The organism is Microbacterium sp. MM2322 (assembly GCF_964186585.1).
GTDB lineage: Bacteria > Actinomycetota > Actinomycetes > Actinomycetales > Microbacteriaceae > Microbacterium.
On record NZ_OZ075067.1, the window covers coordinates 2,095,940 to 2,122,668 of the forward strand.

The window sequence follows — 26,729 nt, forward strand, 5'->3', positions numbered from 1 at the left end:
CTTTCCCGTTATGGCTAACGGCCCCCTCATCGTCCAGAGCGACCGCACTGTGCTGCTCGAAGTGGCGCATCCCGACGCGGAGAACGCGCGCCACGAACTGGCGATCTTCGCCGAGCTCGAGCGCGCCCCCGAACACATCCACACCTACCGCGTCACGCGTCTCGGACTGTGGAACGCCCGCGCCGCCGGGCACGACGCGGAGGATATGCTCGCGACCCTGGAACGGTGGGCGAAGTTCCCCGTTCCGCCGTCGGTGTCGATCGACATCCGTGAGACGGTCGGACGCTACGGCCGCCTCATCATCGAGCGCGACGACGAGGGCACCCTCATCCTGCGCTCCACCGACAAGCCGGTGCTCGCCGAGATCGCGCGGAACCGCCGCATCCAGCCGCTGCTCATCGCCCACCCGACGCCCGACACCTACGTCATCGACGCCTGGGCGCGCGGACAGATCAAGCAGGAACTCCTGAAGATCGGCTGGCCCGCCGAGGACCACGCCGGCTTCACGCCCGGCACACCGCACGAGATCGAACTGAACGAAGACGGCTGGTCGCTCCGCCCCTACCAGCGGAAGGCCGTCGACATCTTCAGCGAGGGCGGGTCCGGTGTCGTCGTGCTCCCCTGTGGCGCCGGTAAGACGCTCGTCGGCGCAGCTGCGATGGCCGATACGAAGACGACGACGCTCATCCTGGTGACCAACACCGTCAGCGCCCGTCAGTGGCGCGATGAATTGCTCAAGCGCACATCGCTCACCCCCGAGGAGATCGGCGAGTACTCCGGTCAGTCCAAGGAGGTCAAGCCGGTCACGATCGCGACGTACCAGATCCTCACGGCGAAGCGGAAAGGCGAGTACGCCCACCTCGCTCTGCTCGATGCGCTCGACTGGGGCCTCATCGTTTACGACGAGGTGCATCTCCTGCCGGCGCCGGTGTTCAAACTGACCGCGGACCTGCAGGCGCGCCGGCGCCTCGGCCTCACCGCGACGCTCGTCCGCGAAGACGGCCGTGAGGGCGACGTGTTCAGCCTCATCGGTCCCAAGCGGTTCGACGCCCCGTGGAAGGAGATCGAGGCGCAGGGGTTCATCTCCCCCGCCGTCTGTTACGAGGTGCGCATCGACCTGCCGGCATCCGATCGGCTCGAATATGCGGCATCCGCCGACGACGAGCGCTACCGCCTCGCAGCGACGGCTCACGCGAAGATCGACGTCGTGCGGGACCTGGTCGCCAAGCACGAGGGCGAGCAGATCCTCGTGATCGGCCAGTACCTCGACCAGATCGACGTGCTCGCCGAGGCCCTCGACGCCCCGAAGATCACCGGATCGACGCCGGTCGACGAGCGCGAGGTGCTGTTCGACGCCTTCCGCCACGGGCGCATCCCGGTTCTCGTCGTGTCGAAGGTCGCCAACTTCTCCATCGACCTCCCGGATGCGTCGGTGGCGATCCAGGTGTCGGGGTCGTTCGGCTCACGCCAGGAGGAAGCCCAGCGGCTCGGTCGCCTTCTTCGTCCCAAGTCGAACGGTCACAAGGCGAGCTTCTACACGCTCATCGCGCGGGACACCGTCGACCAGGACTTCGCGCAGAACCGTCAGCGCTTCCTCGCCGAACAGGGCTACAGCTACACGATCCTCGACGCCGACAACCTCCGCGCCGCCTGAGCGGCGGCTCAGTCAGACGACGACGAGCCCGACGAACCGTCCGAACCGCCGCCGCTACCGGAATCCGATCCCGACCCGCCGTCCGCCGGCGGGGTCGTGTCGGGCGCCGGGGTCGTATCGGGCGCGGGAGTCGTGTCGGGCGCGGGTGCGTACTCGCCCCACCGCGGCGCCTGGTGCGGCTGGAGCGGCGGCCCATCGTACGGCGCGGCCGGCGGCGGAGGAGACGGCTGGACGGCCGGCGGCTGGCCATACACCGGGGGCTGGCCGTACACCGGGGGCTGGCCATACACCGGGGGCTGGCCATACACGGGCGGCTGCCCGTACACGGGCGGCTGCCCGTAGACAGGCGGCTGCCCGTAGACAGGCGGGTAGCCGTAGACGGGCGGCGCGTAGACGGGCTCGGGTGGCGGGGAGAGGCGCAGCGTGCGACGTCCATCGCCGCGGCGCCACAGCCATTCGACAACGCCGACGAATGCCGCGATCATCACGACGGACGACACCAGGCTGACGATGCTCGTGTCGGTCGCGGCGGCGTCACTGAGACCGAAGACCGAGAACCCGAAAGCGGCCAGGTTGTTCACGATGTGCAGGGCGATGGCCGCCTCGAGTCCGCCGGTCCGCCACGTCAACCAGCCGGCCGCGATCGCGAACACGCCGACACTCGCCTGACCGACCCAGTCGTACACGTGACCCAGCACGAACAGCGGCACCGGCAACAGAATCGCCCACGCGGGATGCTTCAACCATCGCCCCACCGTCTGCATGAGGTATCCGCGGAAGACGTATTCCTCCGCCGCCGCCTGGAACGGGACGAGCAGGAGGACGACGAGAAGGGATGCCACGAAGGCCGGGTTCTCCGCAGGGGAGACCAGGTTCCCCTCGGAGCCCTCCTCCGCCGGCAGGAGGAACGACAGCGCCGAGATCACCATGTAGACGACGACGGCCGCGCCGACGCACAGGAACAGCCACTTCCAGCGGAGCCGACCTGCCACCGACGAGATGTGACCGACGCGGCGGCCGTTCACCAGGAACGACGCCAGCAGGTAGATCGGCCACATCACGGCGAGCGACAGCAGGATGATCGCCAGCCCCAGCGGGTCGGTGACGTCGATGGTCAGGAGCCGATCCGTCAACGTGAAGATGTCGACCGACGGATCCGAGACGAGGACGGCGATCCCGAAGACGACTCCGATGACGGTGCTGACGACGAGGTACAGGACCACGCCGATGGCCCCCGTCGCGAGGGGGGTCCACCAGCCGCGTCGCTGTCGCGCGAACAACAGCCGGTGGAAGGCGGCACCCGGCCCGGTGACGTCGGCGGGCAACGCCGGTGCGGGTCGGTGTGGAACGGGAACGGGCTGCGGAACAGTCACCGTTCCATCCTGTCTCACCGCGGCCGGGGATCGCACCCCGGAGCAACCCGACACCGGAATGTCCAGCAAACCGATTGATTCCGGTGCCAGTATGGGCTCATGACCGCTGCACGCATCCTCGTCGTGGACGACGAGCCGAACATCCGGGATCTGCTCGTCACCAGCCTCCGGTTCGCCGGATATCAGGTCCGTGCCGTCGCGAACGGCGCCCAGACCATCTCGGCTGTTCTCGAAGAAGAACCCGATCTCATCATCCTCGACGTCATGCTGCCCGACATGAACGGGTTCAGCGTCACGAAGCGTCTTCGCGGAGCGGGCTACACCGCCCCCATCCTCTTCCTGACTGCGAAGGATGCCACCGAGGACAAGATCGAGGGCTTGAACTCCGGCGGCGACGACTACGTCACGAAGCCGTTCAGCCTCGATGAGATCGTCGCGCGCATCCAAGCGATCCTCCGCCGCACGATGCAGGCCGACGAGGACTCCATCATCAAGGCCGGCGAGATCACGATGGATCAGGACACCCACGACGTCCAGGTCGGCGACGTCTCGATCGACCTCTCCCCCACCGAGTTCAAGCTCCTGCGCTACCTGATGCTCAACCCCAACCGGGTGCTCAGCAAGGCTCAGATCCTCGACCACGTGTGGGAATACGACTTCAACGGTGACGCGGGCATCGTCGAGAGCTACATCTCGTACCTCCGACGCAAGATCGATCCGCACTCCTCCGAACCGCTCATCCAGACCAAGCGTGGTTTCGGATACATGCTGAAGGCCGACCGCACCGCCTGAACGGAGGCGCCCCCTGGGCCCGACGGCATCGCAGGACCGCGTCACCCATTGGTGGCGCGGCCTCAGCCTGCGCACCAAAGTCACGGGGGTGACCGTCAGCATCCTCGCCTTCGGCATGATCGCCGCCGGCGTGGGGACCATGATCTTCCTCCGCAACGCTCAGCTCAGCGCGGTCGACCAGTCGCTGACCCAGACGGTCACGACGGATATCGCCAGCAACCTCATGAACGTGACGCTCGACGACGGCGAGGCGACGTTCACGCCGATCGCCGCTGCTCCGACGGACTTCTCCGTCGCCGTCTACAGCGGCAAGGGTGAGGGCGAGCGTCTCGCCGTCGCCGGTGGGGATTCGTCGCTGTCGCCGCCGGACTATCCCGCCACGTTCTCGCTCGACCAGACCGTGCTCGACGGTACTGCCCCGTTCGACCTCACGTCGGCGGACGGCACGGTGCGGTACCGCGCGAGCGTCGACACCCTGCCCATCGCGGGGTCGCGGGAGTACTACACGCAGCTCGTCGCGCTCCCGCTCAACGACGTGAACCGCACGGTCGCCAACTACATCGGCATCTACACCGCCCTCGCCCTGTTCACGATCGTCTGCAGCGCCATCCTCACCCGCGGACTCGTCACCCTGGCCTTCCGCGGACTCGGTCAGGTGGAGTCCACGGCCATGACGATCGCGAAAGGCGACTTCAGCCAGCGCATGAGCGACATCGCGCCGGGCACCGAGGTCGGACGACTGAAGACAGCGATCAACGTGATGCTCGAACGCATCGATGAGGCTCTGGGCGAGCGGGATTCGACCGTCGAGCGGATGCGGCGCTTCATCGGCGATGCGAGCCATGAGCTCCGAACGCCCCTCGTCACGGTGCGGGGGTACGCCGAGCTGTACCGGATGGGAGCCATCGGCGATCCCGAGCAGACGGCGCAGGCGATGGAGCGGATCGAGAAGGAAGCGATCCGCATGGGCGCGCTCGTCGAGGACTTGCTCGCTCTCGCCCGCCTCGACGAGCAGCGCGACATGGCCGTGGTCCCCGTCGACCTCCGTCCCATCGCGAGGGATGCCGCCCTCGACGCGCGCGCTGCGTCGCCCGACCGCGAGGTCACCTTCACTGGTCACACCCCGACGTCGACGACTCCGATCGCGGTGTTCACCGCGCAGGATCCCTCTCCCAAGCGCCGCAGTGGCGGCATGTCCGGCGCCGGCCGCCTGCTGCGTCGCCGCCCTCGGACGGATGCCGCACCCCCCTCGCACGAGACTGAGCCGATCCTCCTGCAGGCACCGCAGAGCGTCACTCCGATCGTGATCGGCGATGAGAACCGCATCCGCCAGGTCGTCGCCAACCTCCTGGGTAACGCGCGACGCTACACGCCGCCGGGGTCTCCCATCGAACTCTCGGTGGGGGCTGATCTCGACTCGGCACGCGGCTGGATCTCTGTCGCCGACCACGGCGAGGGAGTCCCGGAGCAGATCCGCAGCAAGATCTTCCAGAGATTCTGGCGGGCTGACTCGTCGCGCACGCGCGAGACCGGCGGGTCGGGGCTCGGCCTGTCGATCGTCGCATCGATCGTGGCGACACTGCAGGGCACGATCGAGGTCACCGACACCCCCGGCGGCGGCGCGACGTTCACGGTGTCGCTGCCCCTCGCGATCGACCGCGCGACGGCCGGCGAAGCGGTGGACCTCGAGACCCGACCGCTCCCGCGGCCCCCGCACGCCGAGGGCTGAGCGGGATTCCTCCCCAGGATGCCGGTACGCGGCATCCTCCCCAGGCGGATGGCGACCCGGACGAGTGCGTCGCGGTGCTGTCTAGCGTGGCGGCATCCCACTCGAAAGGACACCCGCCATGACCGCCTTCACCGTCGACAGCGACGCCGTTCTCGCCGCCACCTCCACGATCCGCGCCACGGGCGACCGGGTGCAGTCGGAGACCGCCGCGATGCTCGGACACCTCACCCAGCTGCAGGGCTCGTGGACCGGCAGCGCGTCGGTCGCCTTCCAGTCCGTGGTCGAACGCTGGCGCGCCGCGCAGCGAGAACTGGATGCCGCTCTCGCCGACATCAGCACGGCTCTCGGAGCCGTCGGCCAGCAGTACGCGCAGACCGAGATGGCTGCCGCGGGCATGTTCCGCTGACACGCCCGCAGAACGACGAAGGGCCCCTCCTCGCGGAGGGGCCCTTCGTACTGCTCAGCGCTGGATCAGAAGTCCATGCCGCCGGTCGGGTCGCCGGCCGGAGCCGACGACTTCTCGGGCTTGTCGGCCACGACTGCCTCGGTGGTGAGGAACAGGCCGGCGATCGAGGCTGCGTTCTGCAGCGCCGAGCGCGTGACCTTGGCCGGGTCGATGATGCCTGCGGCGAACATGTCGACGTACTCGCCGGTCGCGGCGTTCAGGCCCTGGCCCGCGGGGAGCTCGGCCACCTTGTTCGACACGACACCCGGCTCGAGGCCGGCGTTGAGGGCGATCTGCTTCAGGGGAGCCTGGATGGCCACCTTGACGATGTTCGCACCCGTCGCCTCGTCGCCGACGAGCTCGAGCTTGGCGAAAGCCTTCTCGCCCGCCTGGATGAGCGCAACGCCACCACCGGGGACGATGCCCTCTTCGACGGCTGCCTTCGCGTTGCGAACGGCGTCCTCGATGCGGTGCTTGCGTTCCTTGAGCTCGACCTCGGTCGCGGCGCCGGCCTTGATCACGGCGACGCCACCAGCGAGCTTCGCAAGACGCTCCTGGAGCTTCTCGCGGTCGTAGTCGCTGTCGGTGTTCTCGATCTCGCGGCGGATCTGGGTCACGCGACCCTCGATCTGCGCAGCGTCACCGGCACCCTCGATGATGGTGGTCTCGTCCTTGGTGATGATGACCTTGCGAGCACGGCCGAGCAGGTCGAGGGTGGCGTTCTCGAGCTTGAGACCGACCTCCTCGGTGATGACCTGGCCGCCGGTGAGGATCGCGATGTCCTGCAGCTGGGCCTTGCGACGGTCGCCGAAGCCGGGAGCCTTGACGGCAGCCGACTTGAAGATGCCGCGGATCTTGTTGAGCACGAGGGTCGCAAGAGCCTCACCCTCAACGTCCTCGGCGATGATCAGCAGTTCCTTGCCGTCCTGGATCACCTTGTCGACGACGGGCAGAAGGTCCTTGATGTTCGAGATCTTCTGGTTCGCGATCAGGATGTAGGGGTCTTCGAAGACCGCTTCCTGACGGTCGGCGTCGGTGACGAAGTACGGGTTGATGTAGCCCTTGTCGAAGCGCATACCCTCGGTGAGCTCGAGCTCGGTGCCGAAGGTGTTGGACTCCTCGACGGTGACGACGCCTTCCTTACCCACCTTGTCGATGGCCTCGGCGATCAGGGCGCCGATCTCGGGGTCGGCAGCAGAGATGGATGCCGTCGCCGCGATCTGGTCCTTGGTCTCGATCTCCTTCGCGCCGGCGAGCAGCTCGTCGGAGAGAGCCTTGACTGCCTTCTCGATGCCCTTCTTGAGCGAGATCGGGTCGGCGCCGGCTGCGACGTTGCGCAGACCCTCGCGAACGAGCGCCTGAGCGAGGACGGTGGCCGTCGTCGTGCCGTCACCGGCGACGTCGTCGGTCTTCTTCGCGACCTCCTTGACGAGCTCCGCGCCGATCTTCTCGAACGGGTCTTCGAGCTCGATCTCCTTGGCGATCGACACGCCGTCGTTCGTGATCGTGGGGGCGCCCCACTTCTTCTCGAGCACGACGTTGCGGCCACGGGGGCCGAGCGTCACCTTGACGGCGTCGGCCAGGATGTTGAGGCCGCGCTCGAGGCCGCGGCGGGCCTCTTCGTCGAAAGCGATGATCTTTGCCATAAGTGTGTCGTCCCTCCCGGACGTGAGGTTCAGTACCGTGCTCCCACGGAGTGGGAGCGGGATCGTTCTGGCACTCAGGATGAGTGAGTGCTAAATCATTCTGGCACTCGACCCTAGGGAGTGCAAGCCGCGCGGCCCCGACTCGCGGTACCGTTGGCGACGCCGCGCCGATGACCACGACGAGGCGTCGATCACCGCACGGAGGAACGGATGCCGACGATCTCAGACATAGCCTCTCTCCTGGGGATGCCTGCATCCGAGGCTCTTCGTTCGTCGCTGCTCGCTGGCCTCGCATCAGAGCGTTCCGTCGAGACGGATCTCCCCCGAGGACGGGCATTCGAAACACGTGCGATCCGACCTCGATCGCGGCGAGATCACGCGATCGCCTTCATGAGATCGGACATTGTGCCGTGAACCGCGAGCAGATGCGAAAAGCGCTGCGAGAGGCGACGGTGGCCGCTTTCGATGACGCGATCGGGTCTCTGGCCGGCGAGCGGTTGTACGCCGTGGCACTGACGACGGACGACGGCGCGATGAGCCCCGGGCTCTGCGTCACCACCGTCGAGCACTACGAGGCGAAGAGATCAGAAGCGGATGCCGCCGACGTCCTCGCCTCCCCCGGGTACGACGCCTACCTGCGGTGGGACACCGCCGAGTGGCGCGATGAACTGGCGGGCTGGGAGCACTTCGAACCGATCTCTGAGGCACTCCCGGAAGAGTCGGACGACGCCGACGGCTGGTTCGAGGAACACATCGATGCCCTGACCGCCGCCCTCGCGCACCTGCGGGCCGAGCGCGCAGAGGCGCTTGCCGGAGTCACCCTCTTCGTCTCCGTCACCGACAGCGACGAGACCGAGGCCATCGAGAACCGCTCCGCCCGCGCGCTGAATCCACCCGAGCTGACCGAACGGTTCCTGCGCCGCTACGAGAGCTGAGAGGCCTCAGGCGACGACGCGGACGGATTCGGCCTGCGGGCCCTTCTGTCCGCTGCCGACAGTGAACTCGACGGCTTGGCCCTCTTCGAGGACGCGGAAGCCCGACATGTCGATGTTGGAGTAGTGGACGAAGACGTCCTGTCCGTCACCGAGGGTGATGAAGCCGAAGCCCTTCTCGGCGTTGAACCACTTGACGGTTCCCTGGGTCATGCGAATCTCCTGAAGCTGTGGGACATCGAAATGCTAGCCACGCCTTCAGGCCTCGACAGGCCGTTCCGGGCTTTGTTGACACCCCGGAACCGAAGTGTTTACGACAGCGAAACACGCAGGGCCGCAGACCCCGGGGCGTACGTCATTCCGAGCCGAAGTCGAGCCCCACGACGACGACGAGCTGCGGCCGACTCGTACCGCCTGCCGCGGCCGTCTCGGGCGGAGCGACCACTTGGTAGGTGTCGTCGAGGGAGACCTCGGCACCGCCGATCGCGTCGGCAAGACCGCGCGCAGCGGCTTCGTCGGCAGACGATCCGTAGTACACCGTGGTCGTCGGGAAGTCGTTCGAGCTCGCATTGCTGACTTCGACGTCGGCCTCGGCCCAGCCGGCTCCGATCACGGCTTCGCGCACTTTCGCTCCGAGCCCGGTTTCCGCCGTGGCGTTGAGCACGAGGACCTCGTACGAGGTGTCGACTCGGGGGGCGACCACCTGGGAGCTGTTGCTGGGCTTGGCGGCCTGCGCGAAATCGAGTCGCCCCGTCGCCAGCAACGTGCCGAAGACTCCCGCGATCACGATGGCGACAGTTGCGACCGCAGACCAGAGGACGATGACTCCGACGCGAAGTCGCGGAGTCTCCGCGCGGTGCGCTCCGATACGGGCGGGGCGCCCGGGCAGGTCGTCGAAGCGGTCCTTGGCGGCGGGCCGCCCCCTCGAAGCGGAGAGTTCCGTCGGGGTGGGCTGCTCTTGCTCGGGCGGGGAGGTCGGAGACGGCACTCGAGAATGCTACCGGGCCGACGCCGGGAGGATCCTGGTCCGACTGCGACGCTCGCTCTCCTGCGTCGCCTGCAGCCGCCTGAGGCGGTGGACGAGCACAGGATCGTGGGCGACGGCATCCGCGGAGTCGAGGATGCGGCCGAGCAGCTGGTAGTACCGCGCCGGCGTCAGCGACAGCTCGGCTCGGAGCGCTTCCTCCTTCGCCCCGGAGTGCCCGTGCCAGTTCGCCTCGAAGTCGAGGACGGCTCGATCGCGGTCGGAGAGGGGCACTTCCCCACCGTACGACCGACATCGAGCGACACCGCGGAACATCCGGGCGGTTCGTCCGGTTGAATGTATCGAGGGAAGGAAGAACACATGAGCTATCGCGTGGACAAGACCGACGAGCAGTGGCGTGAAGAACTGACGGACGAGCAGTACGCCGTCCTGCGTCAGGCGGGGACGGAGCGCGCCTGGACCGGCGAACTCCTCGACGAGGACCGCGCTGGGTTGTACGCCTGCGCCGCCTGCGGATCGGAGCTGTTCCAGAGCGGAACGAAGTTCGACTCGCACTGCGGATGGCCGAGCTTCTACGAGTCGGTCCGCCCGGAAGCGGTCGAACTCATCGAGGACAACAGCCACGGCATGGTGCGCACCGAGGTGCGCTGCGCGAACTGCGGGTCGCACCTGGGACACGTGTTCCCCGACGGGTTCGGAACTCCGACCGGCGACCGCTACTGCATGAACTCGCTTTCGCTGTCGTTCACGCCGAAGAACGACGAGTCCTGAGCGAGACGCTTCTCAGCGCCGCACCCGCCAGAACGCCGCGACGGACACCGAGGCGAGGCCGATCGCGACCGTGATCGCCTCGACGAGGAGTCCGGGTCCGGCGGGTGCAGGCCAGGCGGCGTCCAGGGCCAGCGCGGCGAGAAGCTGTCCCGACACGGCGGCCAGACCGAACAGCAGGACTCCGGTCCTCACCACGATGGCTGCCGACATCACGATGTAGACGACACCCAACGCACCCCCGAGGTAGAGCCACGGCTCCCCCGGGGGTGCCGCCGGGGGCCCACTGACGATCGTCGCGATCACGGCGAGCACCGTCAGGATCGCGGTACCGACGAAGAAGTTCGCGAGCGTCGCCGTCAGGGGCGTCCCCACCCGCGCGCGCAGTCGGCCGTTCGTGGCCTGCTGCCACGAGAGACCGACCCCCACGAGGACGGGCAGGATCACCATCCACACCGGGACGCCTGCGAGACCGTCACCGGCCACCAGGACGACGCCGACAGCCGCGAGAGCGAGCACTCCCCCGACGAGGCGCGGCACGGTGACAGCCACGGCGCCGCCCGGGCCGTAGCCGATCCGATCGAGGACGAGACCGCCCAGCGTCTGACCCGCGACGATTCCGACCGTGTAGAGCGACACCCCCACGACGCCCACCGCGATGCTCTGAGTTGCGACCGTGAACGCTCCGGCGGCGCCGCCCGCCAGCATCCACCAGGGAATCGTGTGTTCGCGGATGCCGCGCACCAGAGCGACCGCTCCGCGTCGCCCCGCAGACGTCATCGCGCTGATCGCGGCGATGAGGAGCAGTCCGCTCGCGAAGGAGATGACGGCGGCCGCCGTCGGGTGTTCCAGATTCACGCCCAGCTGGCCGTTGACGCGCGCTTGGACCGCGGTCAGCACGCCCACCGACACCGCGCCGAGAAGCGCGGGGGTGAGGGATGCCGGAGCGGAGGGTGTCGTCGCCTGAGTCACGCGTCCGGCTCAGCCGAAGAGCGCGGCAGCTTCTTCGTAGCGGTGCAGAGGCACCGTGTGGAGCGAACCGAGGGCCTCGGCGAAGGGGACCCGGACGATCTCGGTGCCCTGCATCGCGACCATCTGCCCCCACGCGCCGTCGACGATCGCGTCGGCGGCGTGGAGACCCAGTCGCGTAGCGAGGACGCGGTCGAAGCCCGACGGCGAACCGCCGCGCTGGATGTGACCGAGGACCGTCGAGCGGGTCTCGATGCCCGTGATGCGCTCGATCTCGGGGGCGAGGATCTCGCTGATGCCGCCGAGTCGGGGCCGGTTGAAGGCGTCGAGTCCCTTGTCGCTGAAGGCCTCGTCCATGCCGGTGAGCGTGAAGCCCTCGGACACAACGACGAGCGGAGCGCGGCCGCGATCGTGCGCCTTCGTGACCTGCTCGGCGATGTCGTCGATGGACATCGGGTGCTCGGGGATGCAGATGACGTGCGCACCTGCGGCGATGCCCGAGTGCAGCGCGATCCAGCCGACGTGGCGTCCCATGACCTCGGCGACCATGCAGCGCTGGTGCGAGTCACCCGTCGTCCGCAGGCGGTCCATCGCTTCGGTGGCGATGTTCACCGCCGTGTCGAACCCGAAGGAATAGTCGGTGGCGTGCAGGTCGTTGTCGATCGTCTTCGGCACGCCGAGGACGTTGATGCCGTCCTTGTGCAGGCGGTCGGCCGCAGCGAGCGTGCCTTCGCCGCCGATCGCGACGATGCCGTCGAGGCGGTGACCGTACAGGGTCTTCGAGATGTTCTCGGCGCCGCCGCGGGGACCCTCGTAGGGGTTCGTCCGGCTCGTTCCGAGGATCGTCCCGCCGACCTTCGACAGACCCTTCACCTCGTGGCGGGTGAGGGGGAAGAAATCACCGTCGACCACGCCGCGCCAGCCATCGCGAATCCCGACGAACTCGATGTCGTAGGTCGTCGTGCCCTTCAGCACGATGCCTCGGATGACGGCGTTCAGGCCGGGGCAGTCGCCGCCGCTCGTGAGGATACCGATCTTCATGAGACGTCCTTTGGTGATTCGGGTTGATGCTGGGGGCGACGCTGCCTCCACGACACTAGCGTCGCGGAGGCAGCGTCTGCCAGCGGATCGATCTCAGACGGCTCCGAGGGACTGCCGGAGCAGGTGCATCAGCGCCGACAGCTGCACGGAGTCGCTCGAGGTCGGGTCGACCGCGTCGCCGTCGAGCGCACGCTGGGCGAGGCCCTGCTTACTGTCGATGAGCTCGGCGATCTTGGTGTCGATCGTGTGCGCCGCGATGATCCGCCACGCGGTGACCGGCTCGCCCTGACCGATGCGGTGAACACGGTCGATCGCCTGCGTCTGCTCGGCGGCCGTCCAGCTGAGCTCGGCGAGGACGACGTTGGATGCGGCCTGGAGGTTGAGGCCGACACCGGCCGCGGTGAGCGAACACACCGCGATGGCGACATCCGGCTCACCGTTGAAGGCGTCGATGGCCTGCTGGCGGACGGGCGTCGTCTGGTCGCCACGGATCGAGACGGTGCGAAGGCCGGCCGACGCGAAGTGCGCCTCAGCGGCATCCATCACGTCGATGTGCTTCGCGAAGAAGACGACCTTGCCGACCGAGCGCTGCAGCTGGACGGCGTAATCGGCGGCGAGGTGCGCCTTCGCCTGGCCGATGCGTCGCACCATCGTGAAGACGTTCTCGGAGCCGCTGCCGGCAGCCTTCGCCTCTTCGAGTTCGCCGTGCGCGACGAGACGCACGATGTCCTCGTCGACGTCACCGCGGACGACGCGGTCGCCGCGGGCTTCGAGGATGCGGCGGTACTTCGCCGCGAGGCGATCGCCCAGCTCGCGCTCGGCGGCGCGGATGGAGCGACCGAACTCGTCGTCGAGCTCGACGGGGAGATCGGCGACGAGCTTGTCGGGCAGGTCGGCGGCGACGTCCTTCTTCTTGCGCCGCACGATGCCCATAGAGATGACAGCGGAACGCGCCTCGGGGTAGAACGCCTTGTCGGCCGGAGTCAGGCCGGTCTCATCGAGACGGGCCATGAGCTCGGGACCGGGCTTCTCGCCGGTGGTCCAGCCCAGGAAGCGCCAGATGGCGTCGAAGTCCTCGACGTCGTTGATGAGCGGGGTACCCGTGAGGGCCAGCAGGAGCGGGTCGCGCACCTGTTCGCGGATGCGCCCCGCGAGAGCGAGCACGTTCCGGGAGCGCTGCGAGGTCAGGTTCTTGATGAAGTGGGCCTCGTCGACGACCATGCCCTTCAGGCCGATCGAGCCGAGCCACGACAAGTGGCGGTCGAGGATCTCGTAATTGACGATGAAGATGTCCGCGAAGGCATCCATCGTCTCGCCGTCGCCCTGGATGACCGTCGCGCGGCGCTGCGGCGTCCACCGCTCCACCTCGCGCGCCCAGTTCATCTTGACGACGTTGGGAACGACGACCAGCAGCGGGTATGCGTCGGCGACGGATGCCGCCAGCACCGACTGCGCCGTCTTGCCGAGGCCCGGCTCATCGGCGAGCAGGAAGGCGCGGTGTCCCGTGCGGACGGCCTCGAGGAACCGCGACTGGTGCGGCATGACGTCGAGGCCCTTGGGCGACAGCCGGTCGAATTCGGGCAGCGGCGGCAGGTCCATGGAGGCGGCACCGCCACCGGCACCCGTCTCGAACGCCTTGTAGAGGGGGCCCATGAGCTCCCAACCGTCGAGTCGACGGCGCGGCGTGGGTCCCGCGGCGCGGATTGCCGCGTCGGGGGCGAGGAAGGGGTTCGACTCCTTGCGCGCCTCGATCTGCGGGGGCACGACCTGACGGTCGACGACGCCCTCGGGGACGACCGGCGTCTGAGCCGGCTTCGCGTCGGTGATGATCAGCTCGTCCTCGGGCAGGTCGGCACCCGACTCGATGAGCCAGTCGCGTCGCATGCGGCGGGCGACGGGCGACGTCGCCTGATCGACCTCGAGCAGCTGGATGAGCGAGGTGTCCCGAGCAGCCGTCTTCGCGAGGATCGTCGCGACCCCGTCGAGCCGCTTGAGCAGCTCGGCACGGGCACCGTCGGCGATGTCGGTCGCCGACTTGACTCGCGCGCGTTCCTCGCGGACGAGGAAGGCGATCACCTGGAACTTGACGCGGTTGGTCGGCCCCAGCTTTCCGCGCTGCGCCTTCGCCTCGACCTCGCGCACCTTTCGGGCGAGGATCGGGATGAGGGGGGCTTCGTCGTCTCGACGCGACGATGATCCCCGGCGACGCCGAGCGGCGGTCTTGGGGGCGGTGGCTGCCGTGGTCGGCATGCTCCTCCTGAGCGTGACACCGGCGGATGCCGGCGATCGCCGTCAGTGACGACGTTCTTACGGGACCGCGACGGACGAGTCGCGGCGAGGTGTGTTCCTCGGACCTCCCGGCTGCGGGCACTCGCTTCAGCGAGCTGCGGCGACGGAGGGATCCTTCGGGAGACAGTCTAGCGCGTCCCCGGCGTCGGACACGTCGCCGCACCGAAGCGGACGCGTACGCTGGTGAGCATGCCCACCGAACGCGAACTCGCCGCCACCATCGACCACGCCATCCTGAAGCCCGAGCTGACCCGGGCCGACGTCGACAGCGAGCTCGACATCGCGGCCGAGTGGGGCGTCTTCAGCGTCTGCGTGCGCCCGAGCGACATCCCCCACGCCGTCGAGCGGCTGGCCGGAACGGGCGTCGCCGTCGGCACCGTCATCGGGTTCCCCCACGGCACCACCTCCACTGCGGCGAAGGTGGCCGAGACCCGCCAGGCGATCGCCGACGGTGCGGCCGAAGTCGACATGGTCGTCAACATCGCCGCCCTCCGCTCCGGATTCGACGACGTGGTCGTCGCCGATATCCGCGCAGTCGTCGAGGCTGCGGACGGTCACGTGACCAAGGTGATCCTCGAGACCGCCCTCCTCGACGACGAGCAGATCGAGCGCGGCAGCCGCCTCACCGAAGCCGGCGGCGCGCACTTCGTGAAGACCTCCACGGGCTTCGCCGGCGGCGGCGCAACGGCCCCCCACGTCGAGCTCATGCGCCGCACCGTCGGTGCCGACGTGCAGGTGAAGGCGTCCGGCGGCGTTCGCAGCTACGCAGACGCGCTCGCGATGATCGAGGCCGGTGCCAGCCGCCTCGGTACGAGCGGCAGCGCCGTCATCCTCGGCGAAGCGCGTCGAGTGGATGCCGGGGCCGACGCGACCGGCGCCGTCGACGACACCTCGTACTGACGCGCGGCCTCAGCGTCCGGGCTGGAGGGCTGCGCGGACGCTGGTGACGTCGGCATCCATCTGAGCGATCAGCGCCTCGATGCCGTCGAAGCGCACCATGCCGCGGACGCGCGCGGTGAAGTACACCTGGACGATGTGGCCGTACAGGTCGAGCCCCGTCTCGTCGAGCACGTACGCCTCGACCTGCCGGACGGGCACATCGTCGAACGTGGGGTTCGTGCCGACCGAGATCGCCGCGGCGTAACGGGTCGCGGGAGCGTAGCCACCGGCATCCGTCCCCTCGTCGACGAGCCAGCCGGCGTACACGCCGTCGGCGGGGATGAACCCTTCGGCCGCCGTGGCGAGGTTCGCCGTCGGGTAGCCGAGCTCGCGACCGCGCTTGAGGCCGTGGACCACTTCGGCACGCACGGCGTGAGGGCGTCCCAGCAGACGAGCGGCGTCCTCGACCTGCCCTGCGGCGAGCAGCTCGCGCACCCACGTCGAAGAGACCCGTCGGCCGCCGCCCTGGACGTCGCCGACGATGTCGACGGTGAATCCGTGCTCCTGGCCGAAGGCGACGAGGAAGTCGGGTGTGCCCGCTCCCCCGCGACCGAAACGGAAGTCGGCGCCCACCATGACGCGGACCGCACCGAGCGCGTCCACGAGGATCCGCTCGGCGAACGTCTCGGGCGCGAGCGCGGCAAGCGCTTCGTCGAAGCGGAGCACCAGGACGGCGTCGACTCCGGCGTCGCGGAGGAGCGCGATCTTCTGATCGACGCTGACGAGTGCCTCGGGGCAGAGCTCGGGACGCAGCAGGCTGAGGGGATTGCGGTCGAACGTGACCGCGACGACGCGGGCTCCGGCATCCGTCGCCGTCACACGGGCGCGATCGATCACGGCGCGGTGACCGGAGTGGACGCCGTCGAACTTGCCGATCGCGACAACGCTCGGGCCGAAGCCGTCGGGGATCTCGCTCGGGTCGCGGAAGACGATCACGCCGCCACCTCCGTCGGACGGCCGCGTCGATGCGCGATCAACCACCAGAGGCCGAGGAACGGCAGCACGAGCGGGATGAGGACGTAGCCGATGCCGTACCCGGACCACACGGTCGGGTGGTCGAAGAGCTCGGGATGCGTAAGGGAGAGCGTCCCGACGACGAGGACGCCGACCAGCTCGAACACGATCGCCGCCCACGCGACGCGGTACCACCGCTCCGACGCGCTGAAGATCAGAGCCAGGGTCGCGAGGATGTAGACGAGCGCCGACAAGGCAGACAGCGAATACGCGAGCGGAGCCTCATCGAACTCGCGGACGATCTGCACGAACGAGCGGCCCGTGGCGCCGAGCGCCATGATCGCGTAGACCACGACGAGAACGCGGCCGACACCGGTCATCCGGCGAGGGGACGAGGAGGATGCGGCCGACGGAGCGGTCGAGGTCGGCGCGGTCTCAGGCATGGCCCCTCAATCCTACGACCGCCAGCGGACGCCTCCGCCGTCCTGGCGGGAGTCCGGATCAGGCGACCTGGACGGTCCAGATGACGTTCATGCGCCACACCATGACGGCGATCGCGAACGCGGCGAAGCCCATGACGACCGTGCTCCAGCGGCTGCGCTCGATGAGCGCCCAGATGACGGCTGCCGGCGGGATCAGCACGGCCGAGACGAGGTAGACCCAGAACTCGAGGAGGTCGCCCGTGGGTGGATTGCCCGCGAGCGGGGCGATGATCGCGATCACCACCTGCACGACGAGCAGGACGAGAATCAGCGCCTGGGTGCCGACGGACAGGTCGCTGGGGCGACGGCCGGCGAGACCGAGCACCGTGCACAGGAGGCCCGCGCCGCACGCGACGATGATCTGCGTGACGGTGAACCAGGCGATCACGACTGCTGCTCCTCGGGCATGTTCATGAGGCTCTTCACGTCGGAACCGCGCCGGCCGACGATCCCCACGAGCACGCCGTCCGGCGCGATCGCGGCGGGCGTCTCGCCCTCCAGGCGGTCGGCCGCGCCGAGCAGACGCTTGCCGTGGCGGAGATCGCGAGCTTCGTCAGCGGTGACGGGGAAAGCGCCGAGGAGGGATGCGGCGACACCGGCGGCATCCTTCAGCGGGGCATCCGGGGTCAGTTCCGAGACGGCGTCGGCGACGTCGAAGGGCCCGACGCGAGTGCGGCGGAGCGCGGTGAGATGGCCGCCGACACCGAGGTCCCCACCGAGGTCGCGAGCGAGCGCGCGGATGTACGTGCCGCTGGAGCAGTCCACGACGACGTCCACGTCGATGACGCCGTCCCCGCGACGGATGCCGCGCACGTCGAACCTGCTCACGACGACGTCTCGCGCCTTCAGCTCGACCTGCTCCCCCGCCCGGGCCAGATCGTACGCACGTCGTCCGCCGATCTTGATCGCCGAGACCGTGCTCGGCACCTGAGCCATGGGCCCGGTCAGCGAGCGGATGCCGGCGTGGATCGCGTCGTCGGCGACCGCAGCGGCATCCGTTCGGGAGGTCTCGACGCCGTCGGCATCATCGGAGTCCGTCGTGACGCCGAGACGGATGGTGGCCTCATACGTCTTGTCGAGACCGACCACGTAGGTGAGCAACCGGGTGGAGTGTCCGATGCCGAGCACGAGGAGTCCGGTCGCCATCGGGTCGAGGGTGCCGGCGTGGCCGATCTTGCGCGTGTTCAGCGCACGGCGGGCCCGCGCCACGATGTCGTGGCTGGTGACGCCGCCCGGCTTGTCGACGAGGAGGATCCCGCCGCTCCCCTGGGTCTGCTGCATGGGTTCCAGCCTAGGCTGGAGCGGTGCCCGACCTCGCCTCCCCGCTCATCGCGTGGTACCGCGAGAACGCCCGGGACCTGCCGTGGCGACGCGAGGGTTTCGGCGCGTGGGGGACGCTCGTGAGCGAGTTCATGCTCCAGCAGACACCCGTCGCACGCGTCATCCCCCGTCTCGACGAGTGGCTCACCCGCTGGCCGACACCGGCGGACCTCGCCGAAGCTCCGCCGGCAGACGCGGTGCGCCTGTGGGCGAACCTCGGCTATCCGCGCCGGGCGCTGTGGCTGCACCGCGCGGCGACGGAGATCCGCGACCGCCACGACGGAGTGGTTCCCCGCGACGTCGACGCCCTCCTCGCTCTGACGGGTATCGGGGACTACACGGCGCGCGCGGTGGCGGTGTTCGCGTACGGCGACCGGCATCCCGTCGTCGACACCAACACCCGACGCGTACTCGCGCGGGCCGTCGACGGACGCTCCCAGCCCGGCCCGCCCGCCAAGACCGACCTCGCAGCCATGACCGCGATCCTCCCGGTCGACGACGATGAGGCTGCCGTCGTCAACGCGGCGACGATGGAGCTCGGCGCCGTCGTCTGCACGGCGCGCTCCCCCCGCTGCGAGGCGTGCCCGCTCGCCGACGTCTGCGCGTGGCGCGCAGCGGGCTACCCCGACACCGGCGACGACCGCCGCAAGCAGGCCCGGTACGAGGGCAGCGACCGCCAGGCACGGGGCGCCGTCATGAAGGTGCTGCGGGATGCCGACGGCCACGTCGCGCGCGCGGAGGACGTGATCGCCGAATGGCCCGACCCGCATCAGCGGGACCGGGCCATCGACTCACTCATCGCCGACGGCCTGGTCGAGGCCACCGGCGGGACGTTGCATCTGCCGCGCTGACGCGGGTCAGTCCTCGTCTTCTTCGCGGGGCTTCACATACGGGTCGGCGTCGCCGGCGTAGGTGCCGGATGCCGCGATACCCGCGACCTCGGCGTCGCGCTCGCGCGCGGCGCGGAGGAGCTCCTCGATGTGCCCGGCGTTCTCGGGGAGGGCGTCGAGGATGAACTCGAGGCTCGGGGTGAGCCGCGTGCCGAGCTGACGCCCGACCTCGCTGCGCAGCAACCCGGTCGCCGCCTTCAGGGCCGCGGCGGAGTCCGTGCGCGCGTCGTCATCGCCGTAGACCGTGTAGAAGACGGATGCGTGCTGCAGATCACCCGTCACCCGGACGTCGGTGATCGTCACGAAACCGAGGCGCGGGTCGCGCAGCCCCTTCTCGAGGCGCTCCGCGATGAGCACGCGGATGCGGTCCGCCAGCCGTGCCTGACGTTCTCCGGCCATGTCTTTCTCCTTCTCTACCCGGCCCGCGATACGGCGGGCCGGAAACTGCGGAGGACTCGGATGTCCGTCCGAGGCAATCGGGGTAGGGGCCCCGCTCTTGCCGAGGACGGACATCCGAGTCCGTAGCAACCTGAGGATCAGCCGCGCGGCTTCTCCACCATTTCAGTCGTCTCGATCTCGTCGCCGATCTGGATGTCGTTGAACTTGCCGAGACCGATACCGGCCTCGAAGTCCGTACGAACCTCGGTGACGTCATCCTTGAAGCGACGCAGCGACTCGATGGCCAGGCCATCGGCCAGCACGACACCGTCGCGGATGACACGAGCCTTCGCGTTTCGCGTGATCGTTCCGGAGCGGACGATGACACCGGCGATGTTGCCGAACTTGGAGGAGCGGAACACCTCGCGGATCTCGGCGACACCCGACTGGATCTCTTCGAACTCCGGCTTGAGCATGCCCTGGAGGGACTGCTCGACGTCGTCGATCGCGTTGTAGATGACCGAGTAGAAGCGGACGTCCACGCCTTCACGGGCGGCACGCTCGCGCGCCTTCGTGTCGGGTCGGACGTTGAAGCCGATGACGATCGCGTTGTCGATCGTCGCCAGGTTGATGTCCGACTCGGTGACGGCACCGACACCGCGGTGGATGATGCGCAGCTGGACGCTGTCGTCGACCTCGATCTTGAGGAGCGACTCCTCGAGGGCCTCAACGGCACCCGAGACGTCACCCTTGATGATGAGGTTGAGCGACTCGACCTTGCCCTCTTCGAGAGCACGGGTGAAGTCCTCGAGCGAGATGCGCTTGCGGGCCTTGGCCAGCTGAGCGTTGCGCTCGACCGCTTCACGCTTCTCAGCGATCTGGCGGGCCATGCGGTCCTCTTCGGTGACGATGAACACGTCGCCGGCGCGGGGCACGGAGTTCAGACCCTGCACCTGCACGGGCCGCGAGGGGTAGGCCTCGTCGACCGCGTCGCCGTTCTCGTCGATCATGGCGCGGACGCGGCCGTAAGCCGTGCCGGCGACGATCGCGTCACCGATGCGCAGCGTTCCGGACTGGATCAGCACCGTGGCGACCGAACCGCGGCCCTTGTCGAGCTTGGCTTCGATCGCGACACCGCGCGCCGCCTTGTTCGGGTTGGCCGTGAGGTCAAGACCCGCGTCAGCGGTGAGCAGGACGGCATCCAGAAGTTCCTGGATGTTGGTGCCCTGGCGAGCCGAGACGTCGACGAACATGACGTCGCCGCCGTACTCCTCGGCGACGAGACCGTATTCGGTCAGCTGCTGACGGACCTTGGCCGGGTTGGCGTCGGGCTTGTCGACCTTGTTGACCGCGACCACGATCGGCACGTTCGCCGCCTGGGCGTGGTTCAGCGCCTCGACCGTCTGCGGCATGATGCCGTCGTCGGCCGCGACCACGAGGATCGCGAGGTCGGTCACCTGCGCACCACGGGCGCGCATGGCGGTGAACGCCTCGTGACCCGGCGTGTCGATGAAGGTGATCGCGCGCTCGATGCCCTCGTGCTCGGTCCACACCTGGTAGGCACCGATGTGCTGGGTGATGCCACCCGCCTCGCCGCCGACGACGTTGGTCTGACGGATCGCATCGAGCAGTCGCGTCTTACCGTGGTCGACGTGGCCCATGACGGTGACCACGGGAGGACGGATCTCGAGGTCATCCTCGCTCTCCGCCTCCAACTCGGCCTCGAGGTCGAGACCGAAGCCCTCGAGGAGCTCTTTGTCCTCGTCCTCGGGCGAAACCATCTGGATCTTGTAGCCGAGTTCCTCACCGAGGATCTCGAACGTCGCCTCATCCAGCGACTCGGTGGCCGTAGCCATCTCGCCGAGGTTGAAGAGGATCGTCACCAGGGTGCCGGGCTGGACGTTGTAGCCGCGCAGGGCCTCGAGCTTGTCGGCGAAGTCCGAGATCGACGCACCACGACGCAGGCGGATGATCTCGCCGTTGCCCTTGGAGACGTTGACGCCGCCGACGACAGGCGCCGACCGCATCTCGAACTCTTGCCGCTTCGCCCGACGCGACTTGCGCTGCTTGGACTTGCCGCCGCCCTTACCGAAGGCACCAGCTGTACCGCCGCCGGGGCCGCGGCCGCGGCCGCCACCACCGCCGGGACGACCGGCGAAACCACCGGCAGGAGCACCGCCACCGGGACGAGCTGCACCGAAACCACCGGCGCCGCCGGGACGGCCGGGACCGCCGGGACGCTGCTGGAACGGAGCGCCCGGACGACCTGCGCCACCGGGGCGACCAGCGCCACCGGGACGCGGAGCACCCGGACGCGGGGCGCCGGGACGCGGCGCCTGCGGACGCGGGATGTTGCCGGGGCTCGGACGCTGGCCCATCCCCTGCGCCGAAGCAAAGGGGTTGTTGCCGGGGCGGGGGCCGGCGGGACGCTGACCCATGCCCTGTGCGCTGGCGAACGGGTTGTTGCCGGGACGCGGAGCGCCACCGGGACGGGGCGGCTGCGAACCGGTCGCACCCGGCGCGGGCGTGCCGCCGGGCTTGGGAGCGTCGCTCTCCGCAGCTGCGGGAGCGGGAGCCTGTGCAGACTCTGCAGGCTTCTCGGCGACCGCAGGCTGCTCAGGCGCTGCCGGAGCGGCCGGCTCGGGAGCCGGGGCGGGCTTCGGCGCCGCCGGGCGAGGTCCGGGCGTCGCGCCGGATGCCGGTGCCTTGGCGGCGGGCTTCGCGGGCGCGGCGGCGGGTGCCTTCACGCCTTCCGCCTCGAGGGCGGCGCGGAGCTTGCGAGCCACGGGGGGCTCGATGGTGGATGAGGGGCTCTTGACGAATTCGCCGAGCTCCTTCAGCTTCGCGAGGGCGACTTTACTGTCGACGCCGAGCTCGGAAGCGATCTCGTGCACGCGTGGTTTTGCCACAATTCTCCTGTCTGGGGCCCACCCCGGACAGGGCGGACCGTCAATCGCGGACGGGTCTCATTTCGAGCCGTTCACTTTGTGTCCATAGCCGTTCAGCCGTTTCGCTGGAGGGATTCTTTGGTGGTCCGTGCATCCAGTCCCGATGTTTCCAAGGGGGTGGATACCCGTAGTGCGCGTCCGAATGCGCGCCGCTTGATCGCGGTGCTCACGCATGTGTCCGTGTCATGCACCCACGCGCCCCGACCCGGGAGGACGGCCTTCTCGTCGATGACGAGGGCACCGTCCCTGGCCACGATGCGAAGCAACGAGGACCGGGGGGCACGCGCGCGGCATCCCACGCACGTTCGAACAGGTTCCATCCTACCGCGTCAGGACTCGTCGAGAATGCTGTCGGGCTGGATGTCGATCTTCGCGCCGGTCAATTTCGCCGCGAGCCGGGCGTTCTGACCTTCCTTGCCGATCGCCAGCGAAAGCTGGTAGTCGGGAACGAGCGCCCGAACGGCCTTCGTGGCCTGATCGAGCACGAAGCTCGATGTCACCTTCGCCGGCGACAGCGCGTTCGCGACGAACTTCGGGAGGGTCTCGTCGTAGTCGACGATGTCGATCTTCTCGCCGCCGAGCTCCTCCGTGACGGCACGGACTCGCCGACCGAGCTCGCCGATGCAGGCGCCCTTCGCGTTGACGGCGGGGTCGTTCGCCTTCACGGCGATCTTGGTGCGGTGACCGGCTTCGCGCGCGAGCGAGATGATCTCGACGACGCCGGAGGCGATCTCGGGGACCTCGAGGGCGAAGAGCTTGCGGACGAGACCCGGGTGGGTGCGGGACACGGTGATCTGGGGGCCCTTCATGCCCTTCGACACCGACGTGACGTAGACGCGCAGGCGCGAGCCGTGCGCGTAATTCTCACCGGGCACCTGCTCCTCGGGCGGGAGGATCGCCTCGATCGTGCCGAGGTCGACGTGCACCATGCGGGGGTTGGGTCCCTGCTGGACGACGCCCGCGACGATGTCGCCCTCTTTGCCCTTGAACTCGCCGAGCACGGCGTCGTCCGCGATGTCGCGGAGGCGCTGGCTGATGACCTGCTTCGCGGCGAAGGCGGCGATGCGGCCGAAGTCGTCGGGCGTCGACTCCTCTTCGCCGATGATGACGTCGTCCTCATCGCGGAGCGGGATGTAGACCGCGACGTGGCCGGTCTTGCGGTCGAGCTGAGCGCGGGCGCCCTCGGGGAGTTCGCCGTCGGGAGACGTGTGCTTCGCGTAGGCGGTCAGGATGGCCTGCTCGATGATCCGGATCAGTTCTTCGAACGGAATCTCCCGTTCGCGTTCGACAGTCCGCAGCAGCCCCAGGTCGATGTCCATAGGTGCCTCCCTTTTTCAGTTGCTCAACACGGCGCCGCTCGCACCCGGTGTTCCGGTGCGTCGCGGCATCCCGTCAACGTTACCCGATCAGATCCCGGACGACCTGAGAGGATCGACGGATGACCGATGCCGTGAAGGACGCCGCGAAGAGCGTCCGCCGGTCCCCCGTCGCCCGGATGCTGGCACGCGGCGGCTATGCCGCGAACGGCGTCGTGCACCTTCTGTTCGGCGTGGTCGTCATCGTCATCTCCCTCGGCGGGCGCGGCGAATCCGATCAGGCGGGCGTGTTCAAGAGCATCCTCCTCGCACCGCTCGGGGTCGCGCTCGTCTGGCTGCTCGGTCTCCTCCTCGCGGCGCTGGGGCTGTTCCAGGCGCTGCGCGCGTTCACGGCGAAGGGCTCCGACGGTGCGGCCTGGGGACGCCGGATGTCGGCGGCCGGACAGTCCGTCGTCTACCTCGCCCTGGCGGCCATCGCCGTCACGGTGGCGCTCGGCGCGCGCCCCGACGGCGACCGCAGCGCACAGGAGCTCACCCGCGGACTCCTCGGAACCCCCGGTGGTGTGTTCGTCATTGCGGCTGCCGGCCTGGGTCTTGCGATCGGCGGCCTCGTCTTCGCGTCGATCGGGGTGCGGCGTTCCTTCGACAAGCAGGTCCGGATCCCCCGCGGACGGATGGGGCGCGCCGTCACCGTCACCGGTGTCCTCGGATATCTGGGCAAGGGGATGTCGGTCGCGATCGTCGGTGTGCTCCTCACCGTGGCGGCCGTGAAGCAGGAGGCGGCAGCGGCCGGCGGGTTCGACGCGGCCATCGCGGCATTGCTGGAGCAGGTGTTCGGCCCGTTCCTCGTGTTCCTCATCGGATTCGGCCTCGTGGTCTACGCCGCCTTCAGCTTCTTGCGCGCACGCTACGCGAAGCTCTGACTCAGCCGCCGAAGTCGCATCGTTCGGCGACCCAGCTGAGGATCCGACCGCGCTCGGCGTCGGACACCGGCACATCGACGACACCGCTCCGGCCGCCGATCTCCACCTCCAGAGCGAAGACCGTTCCGCGCTTGTCCTCCTGGACGACGTGAGGATCGCAGCGCTGCGGCTCGATCGGGACATCGACGAGAGTCTCGCCGGAAGGCACACGGAACCGTGTGGTCCGGCTCCCGAACTGCAGGAGCGGGGTGGACTGCACCGCGACCACACGCGCGTCGCCGTCATCACCCGCCGGCGTGATCTCCAACGGGAGAACGCCCGGACCGGATGCCGGCAGCACCGCCTCGTGCCACGCCACGTGGAGCTTCGTCGCGAGCGCCTTCTCGAGACATTCCCGTTCGTTCATGCGTCCGAGGAAGCCGAGGGCGTCGGTCAGAGCGCCGGTCCGGTCGGTGCCGTCCGCGAGTTCGAGCTCCCAGCGACGGTCGGGCGAACCGCTCCCACAGGCCGACGCGGGCAGGACGAGCGGGAAGTCGAAGGACTCCCCGGCTGCCACTCTGCCGCCGTCCGCGAGGACGGGCCCGCTCAGTCTGTCGTCGACGATGCGGATCGCCGAGATGTCGAGAGCCTGCTCCGAATCGTTCACGACTCGAAGCAGCGCCCGGCGTCGCTGCTCGTCGCCGCGCTGCTGGCTGAGCCACACCTGGACACCGGTGTCCGTCGTGGACGGACTCGGCGCGGGCGCAGGAACAGAGCAGCCCGATGCGGCGCACCCGAAAATGATCAGAAAGGCAGTGAGGGCCGCGAGTGCGGACAGCCGCGACGGGCGGGATCGCGGCATCCGGATCATGCGCTCAGGATAGGTCGTGGGGCTCGGTCGGCGGAGTGGCCGGCGGCGCGGAGTCGAGCTCGTTGACGGCGCGGATGAGGTGGTGGAGTTCGCCGACGCGGCGGCGGTCGAAATCCATGAGCAGGCGTGGGAGCGCGAGGCGGTCCTCGTCCTGCCGCTCGCGGCGAAGCGGCGCCGTCCGCTCGATGCGACCACCCGTGAGGAGATGCGAGAAGCGTGTGGAGAGGTCGGCGACCTCGGCGTCGGTCGGATCCGCACAGAGGCGCAGGACGAGTCGGGATCCGATCCACCGGAGCGAGTCGTAGTTGCGCCAGAAGCCGGTGATCTCCGCCTCCGCCGCCTCGACCGAGTCGGTCACGAGGACGCGGTCGAGGTCGTCTCGGGAGATCACCCCGGCGGGAATCAGCTGCTCATCGGCGAACTTCTGAAGCCCCTGCCAGAAGGTGCCGCCCGGCGCATCGAGCAGGACGATGGGCGTCGGCTCGGCTTTGCCTGTCTGCTGGAGGGTGAGCAGCTCGAACAGCTCGTCGAGGGTGCCGAAGCCACCGGGAACGCAGACGAAGCCGCGGGACTCCTTCACGAGCATGAGCTTGCGGGTGAAGAAGTACTTCATCGCGACGACGCGATCGGCCTCGGCGATCACGGCGTTGGGCTTCTCCTCGAAGGGCAGTCGGATCGAGACGCCCAGCGAGTTTTCCGGGCCTGCCCCCTCGGCCGCGGCCTGCATGATGCCCGGCCCCGCTCCCGTCACGACCATCCACCCGCGGTCGGCGAGCGCGCGCGCGATGTCGGCGGCGGCGCGGTAGAGCGGGTCGTGGGGCTGCGTCCGCGCCGAGCCGAAGATCGTTACCTTCGGCGCGGACCGGTACGGCGCGAACAGCGAGAACGCCGACCGCATCTCCGACAGTGCGGCCGACGCGATCTTCAGGTCGAGGCGGTCGGTGTCGTCGAGACCCATCCCCAGGCCTGTCACGAGGATGCGAGCGACGAGGTCCGCGTCCTCCTCGACACCGGCATCGGTCAGGAGGGTGCGGATGGCGTCGGTGACGTCACCGTCGAGGGAAGAGGTGGAACTCGGCGACATGGCTCCAGGCTGTCACGATCCG

Annotated in this window: 27 protein-coding genes; 9 read left to right on the top strand and 18 right to left on the bottom strand. The window is 68.8% G+C overall.

Annotated elements, in window-relative coordinates; all coding sequences use genetic code 11:
• The first annotated feature begins 10 nt into the window (after nt 1–10).
• Nucleotides 11–1,654 (top strand): DNA repair helicase XPB, encoded by a 1,644-nt coding sequence (locus ABQ271_RS10295; RefSeq protein ID WP_349308670.1) that lies wholly within the window; start codon nt 11–13, stop codon nt 1,652–1,654.
• Nucleotides 1,655–1,662: 8 nt separating this feature from the next.
• Here the strand turns inward: ABQ271_RS10295 and ABQ271_RS10300 are convergent, their stop codons facing one another.
• Nucleotides 1,663–3,027, bottom strand: a complete 1,365-nt coding sequence (locus ABQ271_RS10300; protein ID WP_349308671.1) for a type II CAAX endopeptidase family protein — start codon at nt 3,025–3,027, stop codon at nt 1,663–1,665.
• Between the two features lie 99 nt (nt 3,028–3,126).
• Here ABQ271_RS10300 and ABQ271_RS10305 point away from each other — a divergent pair, with 99 nt between their 5' ends.
• From ABQ271_RS10305 to ABQ271_RS10315, 3 genes are all read left to right on the top strand, one after another.
• A complete protein-coding gene (locus tag ABQ271_RS10305) occupies nt 3,127–3,819 on the top strand; it encodes a response regulator transcription factor (protein WP_036311868.1) in 693 nt (230 codons plus the stop codon).
• An 88-nt stretch (nt 3,820–3,907) separates the two neighbouring features.
• Entirely contained in the window at nt 3,908–5,548 is a 1,641-nt protein-coding gene (locus tag ABQ271_RS10310; RefSeq protein ID WP_349308672.1) for a HAMP domain-containing sensor histidine kinase, read from the top strand.
• A gap of 118 nt (nt 5,549–5,666) precedes the next feature.
• On the top strand, nt 5,667–5,954 hold the full coding sequence (locus ABQ271_RS10315) for a WXG100 family type VII secretion target (RefSeq protein ID WP_349308673.1): 288 nt from the start codon (nt 5,667–5,669) through the stop codon (nt 5,952–5,954).
• A 65-nt stretch (nt 5,955–6,019) separates the two neighbouring features.
• Here the strand turns inward: ABQ271_RS10315 and groL are convergent, their stop codons facing one another.
• The gene (groL, locus tag ABQ271_RS10320) at nt 6,020–7,639 is read right to left on the bottom strand and encodes a chaperonin GroEL (protein ID WP_349308674.1); all 1,620 of its coding nucleotides are present in this window, start codon (nt 7,637–7,639) and stop codon (nt 6,020–6,022) included.
• Between the two features lie 410 nt (nt 7,640–8,049).
• On the opposite strand from groL, the gene ABQ271_RS10325 reads away from it, so the two are divergent.
• Complete coding sequence (locus tag ABQ271_RS10325) at nt 8,050–8,574, top strand: DUF4303 domain-containing protein (RefSeq protein ID WP_349308675.1); 525 nt, start codon at nt 8,050–8,052, stop codon at nt 8,572–8,574.
• Nucleotides 8,575–8,580: 6 nt separating this feature from the next.
• Here the strand turns inward: ABQ271_RS10325 and ABQ271_RS10330 are convergent, their stop codons facing one another.
• The 3 genes from ABQ271_RS10330 to ABQ271_RS10340 form a co-directional block, all read right to left on the bottom strand.
• Nucleotides 8,581–8,784, bottom strand: coding sequence for a cold-shock protein (locus ABQ271_RS10330; RefSeq protein ID WP_036311856.1), 204 nt, complete (start codon nt 8,782–8,784; stop codon nt 8,581–8,583).
• Between the two features lie 142 nt (nt 8,785–8,926).
• Nucleotides 8,927–9,559, bottom strand: a complete 633-nt coding sequence (locus tag ABQ271_RS10335; protein WP_349308676.1) for a LytR C-terminal domain-containing protein — start codon at nt 9,557–9,559, stop codon at nt 8,927–8,929.
• A gap of 9 nt (nt 9,560–9,568) precedes the next feature.
• Nucleotides 9,569–9,829, bottom strand: coding sequence for a DUF3263 domain-containing protein (locus tag ABQ271_RS10340; RefSeq protein ID WP_349308677.1), 261 nt, complete (start codon nt 9,827–9,829; stop codon nt 9,569–9,571).
• A gap of 87 nt (nt 9,830–9,916) precedes the next feature.
• Between ABQ271_RS10340 and msrB the strand changes: the two genes are divergently transcribed.
• Entirely contained in the window at nt 9,917–10,327 is a 411-nt protein-coding gene (gene msrB / locus ABQ271_RS10345; RefSeq protein WP_349308678.1) for a peptide-methionine (R)-S-oxide reductase MsrB, read from the top strand.
• A gap of 12 nt (nt 10,328–10,339) precedes the next feature.
• Here the strand turns inward: msrB and ABQ271_RS10350 are convergent, their stop codons facing one another.
• The 3 genes from ABQ271_RS10350 to ABQ271_RS10360 form a co-directional block, all read right to left on the bottom strand.
• The gene (locus tag ABQ271_RS10350; RefSeq protein WP_349308679.1) at nt 10,340–11,296 is read right to left on the bottom strand and encodes a DMT family transporter; all 957 of its coding nucleotides are present in this window, start codon (nt 11,294–11,296) and stop codon (nt 10,340–10,342) included.
• Nucleotides 11,297–11,305: 9 nt separating this feature from the next.
• Nucleotides 11,306–12,334, bottom strand: coding sequence for an ATP-dependent 6-phosphofructokinase (locus tag ABQ271_RS10355; protein ID WP_349308680.1), 1,029 nt, complete (start codon nt 12,332–12,334; stop codon nt 11,306–11,308).
• Between the two features lie 93 nt (nt 12,335–12,427).
• Nucleotides 12,428–14,584, bottom strand: a complete 2,157-nt coding sequence (locus ABQ271_RS10360) for a DEAD/DEAH box helicase (RefSeq protein ID WP_349308681.1) — start codon at nt 14,582–14,584, stop codon at nt 12,428–12,430.
• 228 nt (nt 14,585–14,812) lie between these two features.
• On the opposite strand from ABQ271_RS10360, the gene deoC reads away from it, so the two are divergent.
• Complete coding sequence (gene deoC, locus ABQ271_RS10365) at nt 14,813–15,523, top strand: deoxyribose-phosphate aldolase (protein ID WP_349308682.1); 711 nt, start codon at nt 14,813–14,815, stop codon at nt 15,521–15,523.
• A gap of 9 nt (nt 15,524–15,532) precedes the next feature.
• Here the strand turns inward: deoC and ABQ271_RS10370 are convergent, their stop codons facing one another.
• From ABQ271_RS10370 to truB, 4 genes are read right to left on the bottom strand one after another with little or no spacing between them, the layout of a single operon-like run.
• A complete protein-coding gene (locus tag ABQ271_RS10370; RefSeq protein ID WP_349308683.1) occupies nt 15,533–16,498 on the bottom strand; it encodes a bifunctional riboflavin kinase/FAD synthetase in 966 nt (321 codons plus the stop codon).
• Entirely contained in the window at nt 16,495–16,959 is a 465-nt protein-coding gene (locus ABQ271_RS10375) for a hypothetical protein (protein WP_349308684.1), read from the bottom strand. Before ABQ271_RS10375 ends, ABQ271_RS10370 begins: the two co-directional genes overlap by 4 nt.
• 58 nt (nt 16,960–17,017) lie before the next feature.
• The gene (locus ABQ271_RS10380; RefSeq protein WP_349308685.1) at nt 17,018–17,386 is read right to left on the bottom strand and encodes a hypothetical protein; all 369 of its coding nucleotides are present in this window, start codon (nt 17,384–17,386) and stop codon (nt 17,018–17,020) included.
• Nucleotides 17,383–18,279 (bottom strand): tRNA pseudouridine(55) synthase TruB, encoded by an 897-nt coding sequence (gene truB / locus ABQ271_RS10385; RefSeq protein WP_349308686.1) that lies wholly within the window; start codon nt 18,277–18,279, stop codon nt 17,383–17,385. The genes ABQ271_RS10380 and truB overlap by 4 nt, the downstream gene beginning before the upstream one ends.
• Before the next feature lie 23 nt (nt 18,280–18,302).
• Between truB and ABQ271_RS10390 the strand changes: the two genes are divergently transcribed.
• A complete protein-coding gene (locus tag ABQ271_RS10390; RefSeq protein ID WP_349308687.1) occupies nt 18,303–19,169 on the top strand; it encodes an A/G-specific adenine glycosylase in 867 nt (288 codons plus the stop codon).
• Between the two features lie 6 nt (nt 19,170–19,175).
• Here the strand turns inward: ABQ271_RS10390 and rbfA are convergent, their stop codons facing one another.
• The 4 genes from rbfA to nusA form a co-directional block, all read right to left on the bottom strand.
• Nucleotides 19,176–19,607 carry a 30S ribosome-binding factor RbfA gene (rbfA, locus tag ABQ271_RS10395; protein ID WP_349308688.1) on the bottom strand — a complete coding sequence of 144 codons (432 nt, stop codon included), beginning with the start codon at nt 19,605–19,607 and terminating at the stop codon, nt 19,176–19,178.
• 137 nt (nt 19,608–19,744) lie between these two features.
• Entirely contained in the window at nt 19,745–22,495 is a 2,751-nt protein-coding gene (gene infB, locus ABQ271_RS10400; protein ID WP_349308689.1) for a translation initiation factor IF-2, read from the bottom strand.
• A gap of 92 nt (nt 22,496–22,587) precedes the next feature.
• Nucleotides 22,588–22,854, bottom strand: a complete 267-nt coding sequence (locus ABQ271_RS10405; RefSeq protein ID WP_349308690.1) for a YlxR family protein — start codon at nt 22,852–22,854, stop codon at nt 22,588–22,590.
• Nucleotides 22,855–22,863: 9 nt separating this feature from the next.
• The gene (nusA, locus tag ABQ271_RS10410; RefSeq protein WP_036311820.1) at nt 22,864–23,853 is read right to left on the bottom strand and encodes a transcription termination factor NusA; all 990 of its coding nucleotides are present in this window, start codon (nt 23,851–23,853) and stop codon (nt 22,864–22,866) included.
• A gap of 119 nt (nt 23,854–23,972) precedes the next feature.
• Here nusA and ABQ271_RS10415 point away from each other — a divergent pair, with 119 nt between their 5' ends.
• Nucleotides 23,973–24,773 (top strand): DUF1206 domain-containing protein, encoded by an 801-nt coding sequence (locus ABQ271_RS10415; protein WP_349308691.1) that lies wholly within the window; start codon nt 23,973–23,975, stop codon nt 24,771–24,773.
• 1 nt (nt 24,774) lies between these two features.
• Here the strand turns inward: ABQ271_RS10415 and ABQ271_RS10420 are convergent, their stop codons facing one another.
• Together ABQ271_RS10420 and ABQ271_RS10425 are read right to left on the bottom strand one after the other, a co-directional pair.
• A complete protein-coding gene (locus tag ABQ271_RS10420; RefSeq protein ID WP_349308692.1) occupies nt 24,775–25,476 on the bottom strand; it encodes a hypothetical protein in 702 nt (233 codons plus the stop codon).
• Nucleotides 25,477–25,627: 151 nt separating this feature from the next.
• Nucleotides 25,628–26,707 (bottom strand): TIGR00730 family Rossman fold protein, encoded by a 1,080-nt coding sequence (locus ABQ271_RS10425; RefSeq protein WP_349308693.1) that lies wholly within the window; start codon nt 26,705–26,707, stop codon nt 25,628–25,630.
• Between the last annotated feature and the right edge of the window lie 22 nt (nt 26,708–26,729).